Genomic DNA, 20,774 nt, shown 5'->3' on the forward strand with positions numbered 1-20,774 from the left:
AAAATATGGACGGCAGCAGAATAACATGTGCCGGAGCACACAGTAGGAATTAAAAAACCAATCCAAATCAACCTAAACATAAAAATTGCTATTCTGCATGCAACTGGCAGAAAATGTCCGGTTCTGTGCAACGAACAATCAGCGGGAAAAATCCACTGATTGATGTGTCACTTTATATTTTCATCAATCAAGTCGCATAATAGTAACCTCGATTTGAACAAACTAAGTGGACTCACAGAAAAAGGAATGTTTATCATGCAATGGCAAAACGTTATATGGGTTATATCTGTCATCATGGCCGTAGCTATATTTGCGCCAGACGTTTATCATGCTGAGCAAGCCTCTGAAATGGAGGTTCACTTTATTGATGTGGACCAGGGAGACAGCATACTCATTCAGACACCATCCGGTAAAAATATATTAATCGATGGGGGACCGCCAAAAGCAGGAAAAAAAGTGACCGCTTTTCTGGAAAAGCAGGATGTAAAGAAGCTGGACTTAATGATAGCGACACATCCGGATATTGATCACATAGGCGGGCTGCTGGAAGTTATGAAATCAGTGGATGTGGAACGGATTATGGATACCGGCAAAATTCATTCAACACGAACGTACGCCCGTTATATCAGCCAGATTATGAAACGGCAGATTCCGATTGAAATTGCTGAACGCAATGATTTTTTGCAGGTTGATCCTTTATTGCAAGCACGAATTTTGAATACGGACAACAGCTCCAAATCAAATAACGAATCATCCATTGTGTTGAAACTGACATTTGGAAAAATTGACTTTTTGTTAATGAGTGATGTCAAAAAGAAACAGGAAAAGGAACTGATCGAAAAGCATAATCTGAATTCGGAAATTGTTAAAGTAGCACACCATGGCTCACGCACAAGCACGTCACTCGATTTTTTGAAAAAGGTAAGTCCTAATGCGGCTATTCTTACTTATGGCAAAAAAAACAGGTTTGGCCACCCGGTCGACCGTGTAATGAAGAATCTTCAAAAAGTTGGTACGGCAATATATCCTACAGCTGCATTCGGTGATATCACAGTTCGGACAGACGGAAAGGGCTTTGTTATCTATCATGAAAAGAATCCGCTAAGCAGCTTAAAAGCAAGTTAATAATTTACAAATTTAAACAATAATGATATCATATTAATATGAAATTAAAATAATAATGTGGGGAAGGTGTATATGAACGGTATTCGTGAAAAAGACGCTTGGATGATGAATGGATATGTTGGAATACTTGCGATTGCTGTGCTCGCGGCGGTCACTGTTATGAGTTTTTTAGAAGCCCAGTTTGTTATTGGCGGAATTGCTTTAGTAATTGCGATTGCGCTGGGAAGCGGTATAACGCTTGTTCAGCCAAATCAAGCTGCGGTTGTGATCTTTCTTGGGAAATATATGGGGAGTATTCGTAAAGAGGGGATTGCCATAACAGTACCTTTTTCAGTTAGAAGAATGGTTTCATTACGTGTACGGAATTTTAACAGCAGCCAGCTGAAAGTAAACGATGTGAATGGTAATCCGATTGAAATTGCCGCTGTTATTGTTTTTAAAGTTGTTGATGCTGCGAAAGCTGTATTTGAAGTGGATCGCTATGAACAATATGTGGAAATTCAAAGTGAAACAGCTATTCGTGCAGTCGCAACTCAATACCCATATGACACGTTTACAGAAGATGAAATGACATTAAGGGGAAACGCGGAAGAGGTATCTGCACAGCTTGCGAAAGATTTGCAGGAACGGCTCACTGTAGCAGGTGTCGAAGTACTTGAAACACGTCTGACCCATCTTGCCTACTCAACTGAAGTCGCTCAGGCGATGCTTCAGCGTCAGCAGGCTAGCGCCATTATTGCTGCCCGCAAACAAATTGTAGAAGGTGCTGTTGGAATGGTTGAAGAGGCGATTGCTCAATTGGAAAAAGACGGCACCGTTGAACTGGATGAGGAGCGGCGTGCAACCATGGTTAACAATCTGATGGTATCAATTGTTTCAGAAAATGGTTCACAGCCGGTCATCAATACCGGTTCACTCTACCAGTAAAAAGAGGGTTTTGATGGCTAAAAAAAAGAATTTTCCGTTGAGGATTGACCCCGAGTTGTATGAAATCCTGCAGGTATGGGCCAAAGATGAATTTCGCAGCGTGAACAGTCATGTGGAATTTTTGCTCAGGGAATCAGCCAAAAAAGCAGGCCGTCTTCCTAAGTCACAAGATAAGAAAATCGGAGAAGATTAGACACACTCCGCACTTTAATAAGGTGCGGAGTTTTTTTATATGTGCCTTATGCCGTTGCGTTCAGAACTGAATGTGGCAATTTAAGCGAAAAAATTGTGAACTTGAGCCGATTTTGTAACAACTTGAGCGAATCTGAGTGAACTTAAGCCGGTACTGTAAGATTTTGAGCCAATTTGCAGTTCAAGTAACGTGCAGGCAAAGAGAAGTATTAATTTTTAAAAAATTATTGACAAACGTATAGAATAGTTATATGGTTAATTATATAAGTAACTAACCGAATAACTGAGGAGCTTCATTATGAAATTGCAGTTGGATGAAAACAAACCTATTTTTCAGCAGATCAAAGAGTATCTGGAAGATGCGATTATTAATGGAACAATTAAGCCGGGCGAACGTGTTCCGTCCACAAATGAATTTGCGAAGTATTATCGGATCAATCCGGCGACTGCAGCGAAAGGAACAAATGAATTGGTGGATGAAGGCATTTTAGTAAAGCGGAGAGGTGTGGGGATGTTTGTGACAGAAAATGCCGAACTGATTTTAATTGAAAAGCGCAAGCAGACATTTTATGAGCATTATGTGCTGCCGTTAAAAAATGAAGCGGCAAAGTTAAAAATCAGTAAAAGTGAGTTATTGGAAATGATGAACAGAGAGGAGAACCATCATGAAAATTGAGGTTAATCATGTATCGAAAATGTATAAAAACACGAAAGCGCTGGATGATGTAACATTTACACTCTCGGAACCGAAAATCTATGGCCTGCTAGGACGTAATGGGGCAGGGAAAACGACGTTTATGGAAATTTTGTCAGGTCATATTTTAGCTTCAGAAGGGGAGATTCTGGTTGACGGAGAAAAGCCGTTTGATAATCAGCGGCTGACGGAGTCCATTTGTCTGATTAAAGAAGGCGATAATTTTAAAAAGGATTTAAAAGTGAAAAATGTGCTGCGGATTTATGCTTATTTTTATCCAACATGGGATCAGGCGTTGGCTGATGAATTGATACGCGAATATAACCTGAGTCTGAATGCTAAAGTTAAAACATTATCGAAAGGTATGGCTTCAGCGCTTGGGATTATCGTCGGGCTGGCAAGTAAGGCGCCGATTACGATTTTTGATGAGCCGTATATCGGACTAGATGCAGCCGCAAGAAAGAAATTTTACGATATTTTACTTGAGGAATATGAAGCGGAGAAGCGCACAATTATCTTCTCGACCCACTTGATTGACGAAGTCAGTCTCATGTTTGAGGAAGTGCTCATATTACAGGATGGAAAACTTGTATTGCAGGAAGAAGCCGACACGCTGCGTGATCATGCCTATGCTGTATCCGGTCCGATACAGGAGGTTGAACAATTTACAAGTGATAAGGAAGTTTTCCAGAGTAAGCAGCTTGCCGGTATGATGACGGCATATGTATTCGGAAATATGGAAAAGACTACGTCGGCTGGATTGTCAATTGAGAGCATACCAATTCAGGAATTGATGATTTATCTTACAGAAAAGAAGGGAGCATGACCGATGGGAAGACAAATAAAAGGACTGCTTTATTTTTACGGATCAGATTTGCGTTACTCACTCACAATTTTCTGGACGATTTTGCTGTCTATATTGGTTGTTTCATTGGCATTTACTTACTTTCTGGCAGGTTTGGATAATGATGTGACACTTTTTACGTTCAGCCTGACAGGGCCAATGTATGTATATTGTGCGATTTTAGGATTCTTGACGGTAAAAGATTCAGTACCATTTTTAATTAAAATGAGTGCAACGCGGAAAAATATCTTTATCGGGTCAGGCGTATTTTTTCTTATGCTCGCACTTGCCATGTCTCTTGCTGCGACAGGTCTGCAGGAGATTGTCATGGCGCTGATGAATGCAACAGGAATCGACTTCTTTTCATTTCTTCATCCTTCCTATTTTCTTAATGATACATGGTATACACGCGTTATTGCTGATACAGCTATTATGTTCTTTTTCCTGGCAGTAATGTTTATGATAGGCCTGTTGTTTTATAAATATGGTATAGCCGGCGGGGGAAGCTTTCTCGGTGTGCTCCTTCTTATCGGTCTGTTAGGCATCGCACAAGGCTGGCTCATTGATTTCTTTATTGATGTATTTACTGGCATTGATCTTGTATTCTTTTATCAGCTGCTCGGTATCGGGTTGGTGATTTATGGTATATCCTTCCTGTTTTTGCGGCGAATTACAACCGTTAAAGTGAAATAGAAAAAGGACTGGTGCTGCCGAACTAAGTAGTTCACTTACAGTGGAGAAAAAATAAAAAAACAATACATTTGGCGTGCTAAATCACATAATATTTAGTGCGCTATTTTTTACTATCATAACAACCTTTTGAAGGAAAGAATTGATGTTTAACATTCGTATTATCACCATAATTAACATAGTGACAATAAATATTGTCATTTTTTTCATCAAATTTAATCTTTTTTAGGGAACAGGAATGACAGGGCCAAAAAGACTAAGCCTATAGTGACACCTAATGGGTCATACCCGTGATAAACCAACTGAGACATTTTTTGGGTCACACCGGTAAAACTTAAAATCAGCTTTGAAATAAGTGTAAGCATTATAATACCGAAACCTATATATTGGAAAAGATCCCGTTTGTTTAATCTGTTTTTTTTCATACGGTCCCACTCCTTTTTCTATGAGATGAATATCGTAAACAATTATGTCATAATTACGTCGTTTATTCAGTGTTTTGTCGGAAAAATGGTATTTTTTAACTAATTTAATTTGTGAGTTTGGTAAATTGGTGCTAATTTCAAAAAATATATTTATTTTGATTTCATCTATTATATTATAAGCAAAAAGAGAATAGAATTTTCCTTATATTTTCTCTTTTTACTGTTTCGGCATTCATCGCCCACCTAAAACACTGATGCGTTTTTGAAAAGGGGGTCTTCTGCCGTCAAAAGATAAAAATAATAAAACCCCCAGAAGTTGTTTTTTTAAAACCCCTTTTTGGAGGCTAACCAGTTTCTGAGTTTTTAGAAGGTGCGGATTCATTATGTTAGAATATTTGTATACAACAAACGGGCGCAATTGTTTAAGAGGAAGTTACAATTAAATCAGGGGGAGGGCGAAGTTTAAATGAAGTTAATACTTGGGATGATGTTAGGATTTTACATCCTTACTTTTTGGATTTTCCCATTTATATACCAATTCTTACTTCCTTGGGGCGGCGTATCGGAAACACATTTACATCCAATTTATATGGGAATGATATTGCTAAGTGGAATTATTGTAGCTTGTACAAAAGTTATTTTGGAAGCTATTAAAGAAAAGAAAAAATAAAACTGGGAAATAATATTTTTCAACTATTGGGAGCAGTTGTTGAATAAACACTGTGCCTGAATAGAGCCATTTAATTGAATAACTCCTTATGAAAACAACAGAGGTTTGAAATTAATTATTAAGCAGCTAAAGGGCAGGTTAGGGACGTAGTTTTGTAGAAATAAATACTTAGATATACAGAGGAGGTGTAAGGCAATGAAAACGAAAAGGTTAAGAAATTGGTTAATTGGGTTAATGGTTTTGGTTGTACTTACTCTCAGCATTGCCTTCAGCTATAGCGGATTTGCAGAAGCTAAAAACACTTGTGTAGAAAACAATGGAACTATTGCCAAACAGAATTTAGATTTATTAGCTTTTAATTGGTCAATCTCTTGTGATAAATAATATCCAATCAGCTAGTATGAGATTATGAAAGAAGGATAATGGATAGTTTTAGCACGATAAAAAAATAAACTTTCTTTCTTCAATCGGGCGCCATTCCGGAATAAGACTTGGTGCTCAATTCTGGAGAAAAGGTCATATTCAAAGTAGCGAACGAGGATATCAAAACAGCCTAGCTGCACATTCCAGCTTATACTTATATTTGCATATCAGTGCTAAAAGGGGTTCATTATGAAAAATAAAACGAGAGTCACCTTAGGAATAGCATTGTATTTTTTACTTTGTATATTTGATTATATTATAAGTAATACAGTTAAATGGACAGAGAACATATTAGAAGCTGTAATATCAATGGTAATTATATGGTTGATTATCGAATTTGTTCCAAATCATATTGAAAAATAACGTTATGCTAGTTTTTCTTATCAATCAATTTCTCTATCGGGGAATAAAAATGGAACAAAAAAGAAAGTGGACGATTGCCGCAATAGGGCGCCTGTTTTGAATAAGAAGCTGACTATCTTGCCTGTTAATTAAAGGAGAGATAAAATGGTTGAAATATTAATGTTAGTTGCTGCAATTACTTCCTGTATAGCAGTTGGTTTTTTATTTAGCGACAAAAAAGAAAAAAATAAATGAAAAAATGTCGCTAAGACAATGCTACAATCGGGAGCTAATCAGGAATAAGTATTAGAGTCAAACTGGGTCAATCGAAAACGCAGAAAGTAGAAAATGCACCCTTGAAATATTAGTTTACGGATTGCCGTATTTAATATTTGGATTAAGAACGATAATAAAGGAGTGTAAAAACATGAATGATCCAATTGATGAACTTACATTGCTGCTATTATATTTAACCTCATTTAAAGATGATTACGGACTTGGAGAGTTTCGAAGAAGTTGGAAAGGCTATCCTTTCGAATCTTTGGACCAACTAACCGATGATCGATACATTTTTGGAAGTAAACGGTCTAAATCTGTATATTTAACGGATGAGGGTATTAAAAAAGCTCGAGAATTGATGGAAAAATATAATGTCGAAGGTGATTAGTAATAAATCTTTACTCGTAGATTGAAACAATATTTTTCGATTGTTGAATAAACGTAATTTAAAAAGGCCATACTAGAATCAAATTAATTGATTCATAGTATGGGAGCGTGAAAATGATGTTATTGTCGGAAGCATGGGTGAAATATCAGTCTGATAAAAGGATTGAGGGTTATTCTCCTCTTACGCTGAAAATGTATGGATTTCAAAGTGTTCTTTTAGAACGTTATTTCGGTGATATCAGAATGGATGAGCTCACAACAGAAAACCTAAAACAATACTTGGGAGAAGCTGGGGCTCATTTAAAGCCATCTAGTTTAGGGCATCGTGTACGATTTATTAAGTCATTGTTCAAATGGACACATGAGGAAGGGTATATCTTAAAAAACCCGGCTGCCAAATTAAAGGAGCCGAAGCTGGGACAGCGAATTCCGAAGTTTCTTTCGGAACGTGAAATTGAACACTTACGAGAAGGCTGTCATACATCGATGGAAAATGCTTTATTTGAATTTTTTTATTCGACCGGCTGTCGCATTGGAGAAGTTGCAAAATTAAATCGAGATGATATTGATTTCACAGGTAACTCGGTAATTGTGCAAGGGAAGGGTGACAAGGAAAGAGAAGTTTATTTTAATATAAGCTGTGGGATTTGGCTAAAAAGATATTTAGACAAGCGTGACGATGATGAACCCTGTTTGTTTGTCACCGAGCGCACTCCTAAAAGGCGTATGAGCATAGATACCTTAAGATATATTGTGAAACGTATTTCAAATCGGGCTGGAATAACAAAAACAATTCACCCTCATCAATTACGGCACAGTTATGCTACACATATGGTAGACAATGGTGCGCCTCTTGAAGTTATTCAAAGCCTTCTCGGCCATGAAAAGAGTGAAACGACAAAGATTTATGCCCATCTCAGTGGGAAATTAAGACATGATTTTTATAGTAAATATTTTTAAAATTAATCCCAATTCCACAATTCAACTTCATCCACTTCCAGCCCTGCTACCGATGATTCATCCTGCAACGTCAATATTTCCTTTGTGGGCCCGGTGATAACTGCACAATAATGGAGTATTCCATTAGTTTCGAGATAGTCAATCCGATCGTCGAGGTGTAAGTCTCCAAAGGACAATCGATCTGCTTTTTTCTCGTGGTCCTGCAGAAAGTGTAATGTCTTCATAAATTGGTCATGGAGCATGTCTTGGTCACCTTCAGTATATGCTGGTGATGAGGCACTTTCCGAAATCGTTTTGCTGCCAAACAATCCATCTTCCTCTTCGCGTGATTGCGTAATCATATTATCTTCATGCCATATAGGAGTACTTGGAAAACCTATAGGGTCAAAAAACATGCCATGATTCCTATCTGATTCGATGCCGGTATCAACAGCAAACCATAAAAGACGAATACCCTTCTCAGAAAAGAGCTGTTCAACTTTTAATCTAAGTTTTTACTTATAATAGTACGAAAACTAGAATTTTACGATAAGGAATGGCAGCCGATAAGTGCTGCCAGTCTATTTCAATCTGCCATTTCCTTTTTCCTGAATATCATAACTGAGGCGATTAAGAGCAACACGATCATTATACCTGCCACGATAGCCGCCCAGGTTAAATCATATGGAACTCTTTCGGTGATAATCATTTGCTGAATATAGGTTGAAATACGGCTGGGGCTCCATGCAAGTACATGAGAAAAAATTGACGTCACTATACTGATCAGTCCGACTGTTGCAATTGTCAAAAATGCGATAAGCCCGGGTATTTTGAATATGGTATTGTAAAAAATCGACAGTGACACAACAAGCAAATACCACAATCCGTAAAAAACTAACACTTGCAACAATGCGCCAAATGACAGTTCTCCAAATAATAGATTGATATAATACCAGCTGGCAAGCATCCCAAGTGCAAAAGAAACAAGGACAAGGAGCGCGTTCGATGCCCATTTAGCTGTAATGTAATTGCCATAGGAAACAGGCTTAACCAGGACCAGCTCCGACACCCCGCTTTTACGTTCACCGGCAATAGTACCCATTGATATAAGCGCTATTACCGCTACGCCGACTGTACTGAACTGGCCGAGGCTCATCATGACGACGTCACTCGGCTGGTATTCCGGGAGTTGAATCTGTGTTCCGTCCGGCAGCCCGCCTGTTGCTTCAATAATCTGTGGCAAATAATAGTTGGTAAGCGGATCGATGACTGCAATCAGTATCATAATCAGCGGAACCCAAACCCATTTCATATTACGACTATTTTCCACTAACTCTTTTTGAAAAAGCACCCACCATTGCATCAGTTATTCACCGCCTTCATAAACATATCTTCAAGGGAAGTGCGGCTGACGCTGAACGATGTAATCGGCCATCTTTCAGTTGAAGCAGCTGCTAAAATAGCATCTCGAGCCGTGTCGATATCATGGACGGTCACATGCAGAACAGAACGATCCAGACAGACGTTCGTTACACTGTCTAAGCTGTTTATCTTTTCCCGGTAAGGGATTAAATCTCCTTCAAAACCAAGTTCGATTTTGGCCGTCTGATATTTTTCACGTAGATCAGACATTGACCCGGATTCGACGATGCTGCCCTCATGCAGCAACAGTAACTCATCACTTACTTCGTCTGCATCACTTAAAATATGTGTCGAAAATAAAACGGTTATCTCTTGTTTCAGCTCTTCCAGCAATGTCAGAATTTCCCGCCTGCCAATCGGATCGAGCGAGGATACAGGTTCATCAAGCATCAGCAGTTTTGGCTGATGAATTAAAGCCTGAGCGATTCCGAGCCGTTGCTTCATGCCACCGGAATATTTGCCGATTTTTTTATTAGCAGCATCTGAAAGGCCTACGCGGTCAAGCAATTGTTCACTACGCTTATGGGCTTCCTCCTTGGATAGGTGGGCAAGACGGCCGGCGTACATCAGAAACTCTTTTCCGCTCATCCATTTAAAAAAGACAGGGTGTTGTGGTAAATACCCAATCAATCCCCGGATATCAGCGTTTTTCTTTTTAGCAGCATAGTGAATGGTGCCGCTCGTTGGTTTAATTAATCCTGAAAGCATTCTCAGGGTGGTGGTCTTTCCGGCGCCATTAGGTCCAATCAGGGCAATACATTTACCAGCCCCGAATTGGAAACTGACGTCATTGACTGCAGTGTGATGGTCGTAAATTTTGGTCAAACCGTTTGCGCTCAACAAGCTCATTTTAGTCGTTTCTCCTCCCGAAAATAAAATATAGCACCGGCCCTAAAATGTTGACAAAAATGACGATTAACACCCACATCCATTTGGGTCCATTCGTTTTGTCTGCACGAATCAGGTCTATAGCGGCAACTGCAAGCAGGATGAATTGAATAGCTATCAACGGTGCTATCACTGCCCAGTTGATCTGGTTTATTAGATCGATCGCTTCCATATGAGCACCCCAATCGAATTGTATAATATGCTATACGGTTGTGTGGTTATAAAGTTTCTGTTATTTATCTTGAAACCGGGTAACTGTGATTGTAAAGAGGGTGTGCAAAACTTTTCCCTGAAACATTATCGATGAATCAAAGGGGAGGGTGTGTCGATTAAAGTGGTCGTCCACAACGTTGTCAACATTATGAACAGCTATAACAAAGTAATTAACAAGTTTATGCACATTTTCCACAAGCAGGTCAAGAATTACCCACAGCATACCTGTGAATAACTGGCCTTTTTGTGGAAGGGGTTCAGAAAGTTATTAACAAGGAGAGTGATTTTTGTGGATAAAAAAGAAAATCGCCGTTTCAACGGCGACTTCTTTTTTGACTAAGCCGGTTATATTCTCTGTCGGCCTGCCTGAATTCTTTCTGATAGAGGACTTCCTGTGTCTTGGATAAAAATTTTTCCTGCTCAAATGGTTTTTTAGGCATTTTCCATCCCTCACTTTGACTGTTAGGATTGCCATTCCATTAAAAAATATACAAATTTCTCATCTATTGTTCTGTTTCAGCAAGTGCTGCTTTTAGACTGGGGTAGGAAAACGCGTAATGCGCGTCGTTTGCCTTTTGCGGTAAAACACACTGCCCGTTCAAAATCAATAAGCTCATCTCACCGAGCACGATACGAACCGGAAACGATGGAACCGGAAGCCAATCCGGACGCCGTAAAACATGAGCCAGTACATTGATGAAGTCCTTGTTCCGTTTTGGATTCGGCGCAGTGACGTTTACCGGCCCGCTTATGGTATTATTAAACAGGCAAAACTGAACAAGACCTGCGGCGTCTTTGACATGAACCCAGGAAATCCATTGCTCCCCGCTGCCGACTTTACCACCGGCAAACAGTTTGACCGGCAGCTTCATTAATGGAAGCGCACCTTCTTTTCCGAGCATGATGCCAAAACGTGTCAAAACGGTTCTTACACCGAGCGATTCAGCTTCTTTAGCAGTTTTTTCCCATTCTGTCACAACTTCTGCCAGAAAATCGTCACCTGGCTCAGCTGTTTTTTCAGTGAAAATACGATCCTCTGATGTCCCGTAAAAGCCGACGGCAGATCCGCTGATGAACACGTCCGGTTTCGTTTTCATTTGTTTCATCATATGAATAACCTGCCGTGTCGTCTCAATCCGGCTTGTACGAATCGCCTCTTTTTTCGTTAGCGTCCAATAGCCGAATAACGATTCGCCGGCCAGATTAACGACTGCATGGATGACGGGGAGCTCTTTAACAGGATAATCATAGCTGATGAAAAACGTATTTCCGGTATCGGTGTGTTTGTCGGGTGAACGTGTCAGTATGTAGGTGTGATGTCCTTTTTCAATAAGTGCATTTGTCAGGTGCGTACCGAGAAACCCGGTTCCGCCGGTTATTAAGATATTCATTTTATTCACTCCAATCGATACTTTTTGAATCCAATTAACTCGTGTTATTTCTTCTATATGCTGATTATCCCGGTTATTTTCATGATATAATGATTGAAATAAGAGGAGGATGATGATGCCAAAAATTAGTCGTATCACAACCCAAAAGAAACACAAAGATCGATATAACATTTTTCTCGATAATGGATCTGGCGAAAAATACGGTTTTAGTGTCGATGAATCCATCCTTGTTGAATATCGGCTCCGTAAAGGTATGGAGTTGGAGGATAGCACCGTTAATGTCCTCATCCAAAAAGATACCCTTCATAAACACTATACCCTCGCGATTAATTTTTTAAGCTATCGGATGCGTACAAAGAAGGAAATTCGCGATTATCTTGTGGAAAAAGAAGTGGATGAAGCGCATATTTCAAAAATAATGGAAAAACTGGCAGCAGAAAGGCTTATCGATGACCATGAATTTGCCCGAAGCTTTGTACGAACGCGAATCAATACGTCGAGCAAAGGCCCGAATATGGTCAAGCAAGAACTTTTGCAAAAAGGCGTTGAAGAAGCGTTTATCATTGAAGCTTTGGAAATGTATTCATTCGATATTCAATTTGAAAAGGCCTTGAAGCTTGCTGAGAAAAAACTTAATGCGAACAGCAAAAAATCATTCCGGCAGCAGATCCAGCAAATGCAGGGAACGCTGATGCAGAAAGGTTATTCAGGCGACTTGGTTAAAGAGGTAACGTCAGAGCTTGCGAATCAAAAAGATGATGATGCAGAATGGGCGTCACTCGTTAAACAAGGTGAAAAACTTTTACAAAAACATCAACAGAAATACAGCGGTTTTCAACTTAGCCAAAAAATAAAAGAAGCCTTATATCGCAAAGGCTTCACAATTGATTTGATCAATACGTTTTTGGATGAATATCTTGAAGAAGGTTAAGTTCATCTACCGGTCAATCATAATTTCATTGCGACCGTCGTCTTCATTGAAAATCTGCTCAGCCACAACTTCCGGTCCTTTCAGTCCAGAGGGATCCTCAACATGGGAAGAGTCGTCCCAAAAAGGCGTGTTCATACCGCCCATGTAAACGGCCGTAATGGCGATGGGTTCATCTTCCCATTCTTTTTGAAGGCTTTCGGTAAAGCCTTTAACCGCAAATTTGCTGGCACAATAAATGGATTCATGCACCTTCCCGCGCAGACCGGCAGTTGAAATAATTGTTAGAATGCGTCCATTATTTTTGCGGATAAGCGGAAGTGCGGACTGTACACTCAGGATAGTGCCTTTAACATTGGTGTTGAGCGTTTTATCGAGGTCTTCGTTTGTATAACTTTCCACTGGGCCAAAAATCCCAACTCCTGCGTTATTTATGAAAACATCAAGTTCGCCGATTTGCTGAAAAGCAATACTTACTGAAGCCGGCTCCTGCACATCACACAGGATAACCTCTGAAAGTCCGCCATCCTGCCGAATTTCTTGTTGGACAAGCTGAAGCTTCGTATCATCGCGTCCAAGTAAAAACACTTTACAGCCATTCTTAGCATATTTCAGTGCTAACGCACGGCCAAGACCGCTTCCTGCACCAGTGATTGCAACTGTAGACATTTTATAACTCCTCCATCTCATAGCCTGATTTGATTTTCAGCAAACCTCCCATTATCCGTGCTCTGCTGAAATACCTTTACCTTTACCATAAGAATATCATTAATTTTTATGTAATTATACTATATGAGATAAAGCATTCAAAAAAGAGCTGGTGTAACTAATGCTCAGAACTTGATGTGATAATCCCGGAATGACAGGCTGTTTGCTGAAAAAACGGAAATATGTGCCGGAGAACGGAAATATGGGCGGGAGAAGGGAAATATGTGCCGGAGAGCGGAAATATGGGCGGGAGAAGGGAAATATGTGCCGGAGAGCGGAAATATGGGCGGGAGAAGGGAAATATGTGCCGGAGAGCGGAAATATGGGCGGGAGAACGGAAATATGGGCGGGAGAAGGGAAATATGTGCCGGAGAGCGGAAATATGGGCGGGAGAAGGGAAATATGTGCCGGAGAGCGGAAATATGGGCGGGAGAGCGGAAATATGTGCCGGAGAGCGGAGACAATCTCTCCGAAAGCAGAGGCTAATACAGAGCCCGAATGCGACTGCCTGGAACAGTGATCAACATAGCGTTCTGGTCCCGCTTTCGATCAGCTGTACCGGGGAACAATTTTAGAAAAGATACAAAATAATATTGACTTTTAGTTGCGTGACCCCCTAAAATTCAAAAAGTGTTTTTCAATATGCATGTAAGACACAGTAACCTGCTATGAGAATGTTGTTGTAAATGGATTGGAGGGTCATGTCATGTATCACGTTTATAGATATGTTGTTTTGTTTGCAGCTTCTGTTTTACTGGGGTTTGCCTTTAATATGTTTTTGCTGCCGCATGAAGTATTATCAGGCGGCGTGACAGGTATGGCTATGATTTTAGGGCTTCTTTCACCAATCAACTCCGGTATTTGGCTCGTGATTTTAAATATTCCTGTTTTTATAATTGGCTTAATGCGGCTAGGGAAAGCATTTATTTGGCATAGTATTTTCTCTGTTTTTGTCACATCAATCGCCATGCAATATATCCCAGTGTTGAAAGTGGCAGAGGATCCGTTATTATCTGCCGTGTTCGGCGGCGTTATAACCGGCGTCGGGATTGGTCTTATCGTAAGGTTCAATGGCTCAACGGGCGGAGCTGATATTATTGGCCTTGTTGTGACGCAAAAACGTGATATTCCTCTCGGCGTATTGATTTTTGGCATCAACAGTACTGTCGTGTTTATTTCAGGTTTTGTATTTTCCTGGAATTTAGCGTTACTGACCATGGCCTCAATTTATATTACCGGGATAGTCATTGATCGGATTCATACCCGCCATATAAAATTAAGTCTGATGGTTGTGACAACGAAAGGTGAAGAGCTTAAAAATGAGCTGATCGCCAATTTGATCAGGGGGATAACGGTCATGAATGGATACGGCGCATACACCAATAATCAAAATAAAATTCTATATACCGTCATCACCCGTTATGAGCTGGCTCTTGTAAAGTATCTTATAAAAAATATTGATCCGAAAGCGTTTGTCAGTATAAGTGAAACGAGTGAAGTATTTGGGAACTTCAGGAAATCATAAAAATGTGTTATTTATAGCGCATGTGCTGCAGCAGCATGTGCGCTTTTGTTGATTGACGCAATCAAGCGGCGGGAGTGTTCATTTTCTTTAACTATTGGTAAAATGTACATTGACAGAGAAAGGGGTATACAATTATGGATTACAGATATAGTGATTACACAGTAGAACAGCTGCGCGAAGAAGTCGGTAGACTGAAAGAAAAAGCACAAAAAGCGGAGCAATTCGGCAATATAAGTGAAGTGGCCATCAATGAACGAAAGATGCAGGTGGCGATTGCTTACATGATGAACCCCGATGAATTCGAAGCGCAAAAAACATATGAGCTGAGAGGCGATCCGGGGTATAAGTTTAAAATCAATTATATAAATGGCGTGTTCGCATGGGGCCATCGTGTCAATCTATTGGATGAAGTGCATGAGAAGGAAGAAGCCTTGCCGATATCCTTGCTCGGTGACAAGATCGAGTCGTAGAAGATTTGACTGGCTGTGTATAAAATGATCAGTGGCAAAAAGCTGCCACTGATTGCTTCATACTAAGCTGTCTCCAATGTCTAATTTATGCTGCAGTTTTTGTTCAGAGAAGATCCAGCCGGTATAAGACGTCAAAATACGCATATTATCATCGATTTGGACGACTGCGACGAATGGATAGCGTTCGTTTGATCTGTATCGTAAATCGATAAAACGGATTTCGGTGAAATCATCGAAGTCGTGCACTTCCCATCGATAGACCGGGGAAAACGATAAAAAGGCCGCAATGTTTTTGTCTTTTTTAGCCAAATCAAAAAGCTTGTTATCGGGCAGCGCCACCTTTTCAAATTGGTCAACGATGTCAATGTGGCCATCGATGACAGATCCCACATAAAAATAATCGGTTGTCGTTATGGCTACGCGCCATTGATTATGCTTGATTGTTGGAGAAGTTGCAATCTGTTCAGTGTTCGGGTAAAACTCTTTGATTGTCCGCACAATTTCGCGTTTATCCATATACCGTTTTATATAGTAGAGTATAATAACGGCATAAATAATTAAAAACGTATAGCCCGCGTTGGCTCCAAAAAGCCAGGCAATGATTCCGCCAATATGAAGCAGGAAAATGTACGGATCAAACGTATTAATAACACCGTGTGCAACCCATTTATTTGTAAACGGTCGATAAGCTTGCGTTCCATAGGCGTTTGGAATATCAACGAGTACATGAAGAATAACTGAAAGCGCGGTCCATGCCCATAAGTGCAAGAAGCTGAGGTTTGGAACAAGTGCATAAATGGCCCCGGCTATTAGCAGTCCCCACATCAGAACAGCGGGGATTGAATGGGTTGCTCCCCGATGATGTCGTATATAAACTGCGTTATTGCGCAGTTTTAATATGGTGTCGAAATCTGGTGCATGAGAACCTATAACTGTTCCGGCTAATACAGCGGTAAACATACCAGGATCATTTTGCACAGCGGGGTCCAGCGTTGCAAGCCCGCCGATTGCAACCCCCATAACAATATGGGTGCCTGTGTCCATAAGTCAGGTTCCTCCTATTAAGTTTAACGTTTTTATAATAACACACGTCATGAATTTATTTAAATTATAACACAGAGGATGTCATACCATGCGTGATGAAATTTTACAGAGTTTTGACATTCAGGGATTCCAAAATAACTTGATTAACTGGTACCTGGATAATAAGCGTGATCTGCCGTGGCGCAAAGATCAGGATCCATATAAAGTATGGGTGTCCGAGATAATGCTCCAGCAGACACAAGTCGATACTGTTATCCCTTATTTTCAGCGGTTCATGTCAAAATATCCAACGGTCTATGATTTAGCTTATGCAGATCCACAGGATGTTTTAAAAACATGGGAAGGTCTCGGCTACTATTCCCGGGCAAGGAACTTACAAAACGCAGTACGTGAAGTCGCTGAAACATATAACGGCAAAGTGCCTGATGATCCCAAACAGCTGGGAAAACTGAAAGGTGTTGGTCCATACACAAAGGGTGCCATTTTATCGATTGCTTTTAATCAAGCTCACCCCGCGGTTGACGGTAATGTGATGCGCGTTTTGGCGCGCGTTCTTGAATTAGAAGACGATATCGCCCAGCCCAAAGTAAAAAAGCAGTTTGAACACTATGCGGGGGCGCTTATTTCTCATAATGATCCTTCATCGTTTAATCAGGGCCTTATGGAGCTTGGTGCACTCATTTGTACACCGAAAGAACCGCTCTGTATGTTCTGTCCGGTTCAGGAACATTGCCGGGCATTTCAGGAAGGGACTGTCCATGACTTACCGGTCAAATCGAAAGCGAAAAAGCAGAAAAAAATACCGTACACCGTTTTGCTGGTCAAAAATAGCCATAATGAATATTTAATCGAAAAAAGGCCTGAAGACGGTCTTTTAGCAAATATGTGGCAATTTCCGATGGTCCCGGCAGGCGAAGTTAATAAAGGTGAAATTGAAAATTGGTTTAAGCTTGAATATGGCATTAACGTTTCCTTATCAGCCAAGCAGACGGACTTAAAGCACGTGTTCTCGCACATCATATGGCAGCTGGAAGTTTTTGCTGCTTTAACAGCAAGCGAAAAGGCTGAAGATGAGCGTCTGCGTTTTGTCAGCCGGGAGGAATTGGAAGATTATCCTTTTCCTGTCTCGCATCAACGAATGATACCGTATCTGCCATGAATAGTATTACCGCACTTTTTCCATTGTCTGTCAAAACCAGATGATTTTTACTGTTAAATAAAACGGATAACTGTCCGTGAGATGGAAAAAGTAATGAGTGCGGAGGTGATATTGATGGCTAAAAAACAACCCAACAAAACTTCTGCTGGTACAAACGTACAAAAAGTAAAACAGCAGAACCAAAAAGCCCAGCAAGGTCAAGGTCAGTACGGTACTGAATTTGCTTCTGAAACAAATGCCCAGGAAGTTAAGAAGCAAAACCAACAGTCTCAGCAAAAAAAGAAATAAGCGAATGACAGCTCTGTCAGAATGATTTTACGCTGATGTGAAAGGGAGACGCGAAAAAAAGCGAGCGTCTATACTGAGATCATTCGCACAGAGCTTTGAGAGCCCCCTTTGCCGGGGGTTCTTTTTACGTTTTAATAATTAATTCTTTGATGTAATTTACTTTCCTTCAAATATCCGGTTTTTCCAATTATAATGAAAAGACACGTGATTTCAGTTTCCCTGTTTTTGCGTTGGGGGATGCGGAAGTTTGTTGAAGGAGAGATTGGATGACTGCACCGGAAGCTGGATCAGCCATAAAAATTCACAGTTATAAACATAATGGTCAACTGCACCGGACATGGGAAAATACGCTTGTGCTTAAAGGAACCGACACGATTGTCATTGGTGCAAATGATAAAACACGCGTAAAAGAGAGCGATGGACGAAGCTGGATTACACGGGAACCGGCGATTTGCTATTTTCATGCGGACTACTGGTTCAACATTATTGGTATGCTGCGTACTGATGGCATTTATTATTATTGTAATATCAGTTCACCATTCATATTTGACGAGGGCTCACTGAAATACATTGATTACGATCTTGATGTAAAAGTTTACCCGGATATGACATTTGACTTGCTGGACGAGGACGAGTATGAGGTACATAAACAGCAAATGAATTACCCTGGCTCATTGGACTATATTCTATATCGTCACATTGATTATCTGCTGGGATGGGTGCGGCAGCGTAAAGGCCCTTTCTCCGGTGAATTTATCGATCAGTGGTATGAGCGTTATTTAACGTACAAGTAATCATATTTCAAATAATTGCTTATCAGCATGACTGCCTTTATAATCAAATAAGTATGGTCTTTTAAGAAACCTTGTTACGCTTGTAGCAAGGGTTTTATTTTAAGTCATTCAACTAAATATCAGGGTTAATTTTAAAAAGTTCGGCACACGCTATCAGAGATGTGAATGCCGATTTTTCTAATGAAAGAATTACTCGAATAAGGAAGCGAAAAATATGAGCAGTATTAAACAATATATACAGTTTGTTAAACCTTATAAATGGAAAATATTGGTGACCGTTTTGGTGGGAATCCTTAAGTTTGGTATCCCACTCCTTATGCCACTGATTTTAAAGTATGTAATCGACAATATCATTAACGCGGAGGATATGACAGACGCAGCACGGATTGAACATTTGCTGTGGCTGATGGGTGGCGCGTTTGTTATCTTCCTGATTATGCGACCGCCAATTGAATATTTTCGGCAATACCTGGCACAATGGGTCGGTAATACTATTTTGTATGATGTCAGAAATAAGCTGTTTGATCATATACAAAAACTGAGCCTCAGGTTCTATTCTCAGACAAAAACCGGGGAAATTATTTCCCGGGTAATACATGATGTCGAACAAACGAAGAATTTTGTTGTGACAGGGCTGATGAATATTTGGCTGGATATGATTACAATCCTGATAGCGATTGGTATTATGCTGACAATGGATGTCGGTCTAACGATTGTCGCCGTTATTCTGTTCCCGATTTTTGGATTCTGTGTAAAGTTTTTTTACGGCAGATTGAGAGAACTGACGCGGGAGCGTTCGCAATCACTTGCTGAAGTGCAGGGACATCTGCATGAACGGGTTCAAGGAATTCCGGTGACAAGAAGCTTTGCCCTTGAAGGGTATGAGCAGGGACAATTTGACAAACGTAATGCGAACTTTCTGCAAAAAGCGCTAAATCATACAGACTGGAATGCCAAAACGTTTGCTGTTATGAATACCATCACTGATCTGGCACCATTGTTGGTTATTGGCGTAGCCGGCTATCTTGTAATCCAAGGCGATGTAACCGTTGGTACGATGGCAGCCTTTGCAGGTTATATGGAGCGTGTTTATGGCCCGCTCCGGCGTCTTATTAGTTCCTCAACGGTTTTAACCCAATCGATTGCTTCGATTGACCGTGTGTTTGAATTGATGAATGAAAAATATGATATCACGGACAAGGAAAGCGCCAAACAGCTCGGACGCGTTGATGGTAAAATTGATATCGAAAACGTCTCATTCAAATACGAAGACGAAGAGTCGGAAGTGCTGCGCAATGTGTCGCTGAATGTTAAAAGTGGTGAAACAATTGCGTTTGTGGGTATGAGTGGTGGCGGTAAGTCGACGCTCATTAGCCTTATTCCGCGCTTTTACGATGTCACAGGCGGTTCGATTAAAGTTGATGGCACGGATATACGTGACGTGCAGGCCCGATCATTACGGGATAATATCGGCATGGTTTTGCAGGATAATATATTATTCAGCGAGTCCATTGCAATGAATATACGCATGGGCAATCCTGATGCAACGGATGAAGAGGTCGTCAGAGCGGCCAAAGCAGCCAATGCTCACGACTTTATTCAACAATTGAGTGAAGGTTACGATACAACGGTTGGGGAACGTGGCGTAAAACTTTCCGGTGGACAAAAACAACGCATTGCGATTGCAAGAGTATTTCTGAAAAACCCGCCGATTTTGATCTTTGATGAAGCGACCTCAGCACTTGACCTGGAAAGCGAGCATATTATTCAGGAAGCGATGGAACGGCTTGCTTCTGATCGGACAACCTTCATTGTGGCGCATCGTTTGGCCACTATAACGCATGCGGATCGTATCGTCCATATTGAAGATGGTGAAATAAAAGAAGCCGGTTCGCATAATGAGTTGATGAAAAGGAAAGGCCATTATTACGATTTATATCAAGTGCAGAACTTGGATGGTGCGTAAACGTATATGCTTTATGAAAAAGACGAACGATTGAAAGGGTA

General features: G+C 40.5%; 26 protein-coding genes and 1 pseudogene. 18 read left to right on the forward strand and 9 right to left on the reverse strand.

Translation table 11 applies throughout. From position 1 onward, the window contains the following. Positions 1 to 255 precede the first annotated feature (255 nt). The 6 genes from BMZ22_RS14330 to BMZ22_RS14355 all read left to right on the forward strand — a co-directional run bounded on the left by BMZ22_RS14330 (position 256) and on the right by BMZ22_RS14355 (position 4,475). Positions 256 to 1,125: a ComEC/Rec2 family competence protein gene (locus tag BMZ22_RS14330; RefSeq protein ID WP_090086834.1), complete on the forward strand. Its 870-nt coding sequence runs from the start codon at positions 256 to 258 to the stop codon at positions 1,123 to 1,125. An 81-nt stretch (positions 1,126 to 1,206) separates the two neighbouring features. Then, on the forward strand, positions 1,207 to 2,052 hold the full coding sequence (locus tag BMZ22_RS14335) for an SPFH domain-containing protein (RefSeq protein WP_090086896.1): 846 nt from the start codon (positions 1,207 to 1,209) through the stop codon (positions 2,050 to 2,052). Between the two features lie 13 nt (positions 2,053 to 2,065). Continuing rightward, positions 2,066 to 2,245 carry a type II toxin-antitoxin system antitoxin gene (locus BMZ22_RS14340; RefSeq protein WP_090086836.1) on the forward strand — a complete coding sequence of 60 codons (180 nt, stop codon included), beginning with the start codon at positions 2,066 to 2,068 and terminating at the stop codon, positions 2,243 to 2,245. A gap of 297 nt (positions 2,246 to 2,542) precedes the next feature. Next, positions 2,543 to 2,920 carry a GntR family transcriptional regulator gene (locus BMZ22_RS14345; RefSeq protein ID WP_090086838.1) on the forward strand — a complete coding sequence of 126 codons (378 nt, stop codon included), beginning with the start codon at positions 2,543 to 2,545 and terminating at the stop codon, positions 2,918 to 2,920. Continuing rightward, positions 2,910 to 3,764 (forward strand): ABC transporter ATP-binding protein, encoded by an 855-nt coding sequence (locus tag BMZ22_RS14350; RefSeq protein WP_090086840.1) that lies wholly within the window; start codon positions 2,910 to 2,912, stop codon positions 3,762 to 3,764. The genes BMZ22_RS14345 and BMZ22_RS14350 overlap by 11 nt, the downstream gene beginning before the upstream one ends. 3 nt (positions 3,765 to 3,767) lie before the next feature. Beyond that, positions 3,768 to 4,475, forward strand: coding sequence for a hypothetical protein (locus tag BMZ22_RS14355; protein WP_090086842.1), 708 nt, complete (start codon positions 3,768 to 3,770; stop codon positions 4,473 to 4,475). 212 nt (positions 4,476 to 4,687) lie between these two features. Here BMZ22_RS14355 and BMZ22_RS14360 read toward each other — a convergent pair whose 3' ends face one another. Continuing rightward, complete coding sequence (locus BMZ22_RS14360; RefSeq protein ID WP_068441547.1) at positions 4,688 to 4,897, reverse strand: hypothetical protein; 210 nt, start codon at positions 4,895 to 4,897, stop codon at positions 4,688 to 4,690. A 466-nt stretch (positions 4,898 to 5,363) separates the two neighbouring features. Here BMZ22_RS14360 and BMZ22_RS14365 point away from each other — a divergent pair, with 466 nt between their 5' ends. The 4 genes from BMZ22_RS14365 (at position 5,364) to BMZ22_RS14380 (ending at position 7,958) form a co-directional block, all read left to right on the forward strand. After that, positions 5,364 to 5,567, forward strand: coding sequence for a hypothetical protein (locus BMZ22_RS14365; protein WP_090086844.1), 204 nt, complete (start codon positions 5,364 to 5,366; stop codon positions 5,565 to 5,567). A 195-nt stretch (positions 5,568 to 5,762) separates the two neighbouring features. Continuing rightward, a complete protein-coding gene (locus BMZ22_RS14370; protein WP_090086846.1) occupies positions 5,763 to 5,951 on the forward strand; it encodes a hypothetical protein in 189 nt (62 codons plus the stop codon). Positions 5,952 to 6,759: 808 nt separating this feature from the next. Next, positions 6,760 to 6,999 carry a DUF6429 family protein gene (locus BMZ22_RS14375; protein WP_090086848.1) on the forward strand — a complete coding sequence of 80 codons (240 nt, stop codon included), beginning with the start codon at positions 6,760 to 6,762 and terminating at the stop codon, positions 6,997 to 6,999. Between the two features lie 116 nt (positions 7,000 to 7,115). Next, a complete protein-coding gene (locus tag BMZ22_RS14380) occupies positions 7,116 to 7,958 on the forward strand; it encodes a tyrosine-type recombinase/integrase (RefSeq protein ID WP_090086898.1) in 843 nt (280 codons plus the stop codon). Between the two features lie 2 nt (positions 7,959 to 7,960). Here BMZ22_RS14380 and BMZ22_RS14385 read toward each other — a convergent pair. The 6 genes and pseudogenes from BMZ22_RS14385 to BMZ22_RS14410 form a co-directional block, all read right to left on the reverse strand. Then, positions 7,961 to 8,425 (reverse strand): annotated as a pseudogene (locus BMZ22_RS14385) (anti sigma factor C-terminal domain-containing protein); the annotation flags it as partial. 98 nt (positions 8,426 to 8,523) lie between these two features. Further along, on the reverse strand, positions 8,524 to 9,300 hold the full coding sequence (locus BMZ22_RS14390) for an ABC transporter permease (protein WP_090086852.1): 777 nt from the start codon (positions 9,298 to 9,300) through the stop codon (positions 8,524 to 8,526). Beyond that, positions 9,300 to 10,208: an ABC transporter ATP-binding protein gene (locus BMZ22_RS14395; protein ID WP_090086855.1), complete on the reverse strand. Its 909-nt coding sequence runs from the start codon at positions 10,206 to 10,208 to the stop codon at positions 9,300 to 9,302. The genes BMZ22_RS14390 and BMZ22_RS14395 overlap by 1 nt, the downstream gene beginning before the upstream one ends. Before the next feature lies 1 nt (position 10,209). Beyond that, positions 10,210 to 10,419: a PLD nuclease N-terminal domain-containing protein gene (locus BMZ22_RS14400; RefSeq protein WP_177183457.1), complete on the reverse strand. Its 210-nt coding sequence runs from the start codon at positions 10,417 to 10,419 to the stop codon at positions 10,210 to 10,212. Between the two features lie 355 nt (positions 10,420 to 10,774). Continuing rightward, positions 10,775 to 10,900, reverse strand: coding sequence for a YfhE family protein (locus BMZ22_RS14405; RefSeq protein WP_090086856.1), 126 nt, complete (start codon positions 10,898 to 10,900; stop codon positions 10,775 to 10,777). A gap of 63 nt (positions 10,901 to 10,963) precedes the next feature. Next, on the reverse strand, positions 10,964 to 11,851 hold the full coding sequence (locus BMZ22_RS14410) for a TIGR01777 family oxidoreductase (RefSeq protein ID WP_090086858.1): 888 nt from the start codon (positions 11,849 to 11,851) through the stop codon (positions 10,964 to 10,966). Positions 11,852 to 11,966: 115 nt separating this feature from the next. Between BMZ22_RS14410 and recX the strand changes: the two genes are divergently transcribed. Beyond that, a complete protein-coding gene (recX, locus tag BMZ22_RS14415) occupies positions 11,967 to 12,782 on the forward strand; it encodes a recombination regulator RecX (RefSeq protein ID WP_090086860.1) in 816 nt (271 codons plus the stop codon). A gap of 6 nt (positions 12,783 to 12,788) precedes the next feature. On the opposite strand, the gene BMZ22_RS14420 is transcribed toward recX, so the two are convergent. Further along, positions 12,789 to 13,448: an SDR family NAD(P)-dependent oxidoreductase gene (locus BMZ22_RS14420; protein WP_090086862.1), complete on the reverse strand. Its 660-nt coding sequence runs from the start codon at positions 13,446 to 13,448 to the stop codon at positions 12,789 to 12,791. A 190-nt stretch (positions 13,449 to 13,638) separates the two neighbouring features. Between BMZ22_RS14420 and BMZ22_RS14425 the strand changes: the two genes are divergently transcribed. From BMZ22_RS14425 to BMZ22_RS14435, 3 genes are all read left to right on the forward strand, one after another. Further along, positions 13,639 to 14,007, forward strand: a complete 369-nt coding sequence (locus BMZ22_RS14425; RefSeq protein ID WP_218144065.1) for a hypothetical protein — start codon at positions 13,639 to 13,641, stop codon at positions 14,005 to 14,007. Positions 14,008 to 14,193: 186 nt separating this feature from the next. Continuing rightward, a complete protein-coding gene (locus BMZ22_RS14430) occupies positions 14,194 to 15,012 on the forward strand; it encodes a YitT family protein (protein WP_090086865.1) in 819 nt (272 codons plus the stop codon). Between the two features lie 134 nt (positions 15,013 to 15,146). After that, complete coding sequence (locus BMZ22_RS14435; RefSeq protein ID WP_090086867.1) at positions 15,147 to 15,482, forward strand: YfhH family protein; 336 nt, start codon at positions 15,147 to 15,149, stop codon at positions 15,480 to 15,482. Between the two features lie 57 nt (positions 15,483 to 15,539). Here the strand turns inward: BMZ22_RS14435 and BMZ22_RS14440 are convergent, their stop codons facing one another. Next, positions 15,540 to 16,526, reverse strand: coding sequence for a metal-dependent hydrolase (locus BMZ22_RS14440; RefSeq protein ID WP_090086869.1), 987 nt, complete (start codon positions 16,524 to 16,526; stop codon positions 15,540 to 15,542). A gap of 88 nt (positions 16,527 to 16,614) precedes the next feature. Between BMZ22_RS14440 and mutY the strand changes: the two genes are divergently transcribed. The 4 genes from mutY to BMZ22_RS14460 all read left to right on the forward strand — a co-directional run bounded on the left by mutY (position 16,615) and on the right by BMZ22_RS14460 (position 20,733). After that, positions 16,615 to 17,685, forward strand: coding sequence for an A/G-specific adenine glycosylase (gene mutY / locus BMZ22_RS14445; protein ID WP_090086871.1), 1,071 nt, complete (start codon positions 16,615 to 16,617; stop codon positions 17,683 to 17,685). Between the two features lie 114 nt (positions 17,686 to 17,799). After that, positions 17,800 to 17,973, forward strand: coding sequence for a gamma-type small acid-soluble spore protein (locus tag BMZ22_RS14450; protein ID WP_090086872.1), 174 nt, complete (start codon positions 17,800 to 17,802; stop codon positions 17,971 to 17,973). A gap of 266 nt (positions 17,974 to 18,239) precedes the next feature. Continuing rightward, positions 18,240 to 18,767, forward strand: coding sequence for a nucleoside tri-diphosphate phosphatase (gene ntdP, locus BMZ22_RS14455; protein WP_090086874.1), 528 nt, complete (start codon positions 18,240 to 18,242; stop codon positions 18,765 to 18,767). 214 nt (positions 18,768 to 18,981) lie between these two features. Continuing rightward, positions 18,982 to 20,733 (forward strand): ABC transporter ATP-binding protein, encoded by a 1,752-nt coding sequence (locus BMZ22_RS14460; RefSeq protein WP_090086876.1) that lies wholly within the window; start codon positions 18,982 to 18,984, stop codon positions 20,731 to 20,733. Positions 20,734 to 20,774 lie beyond the last annotated feature (41 nt).

The sequence above is a fragment of the Lentibacillus persicus genome, from assembly GCF_900112705.1.
Classification (GTDB): domain Bacteria; phylum Bacillota; class Bacilli; order Bacillales; family Amphibacillaceae; genus Lentibacillus; species Lentibacillus persicus.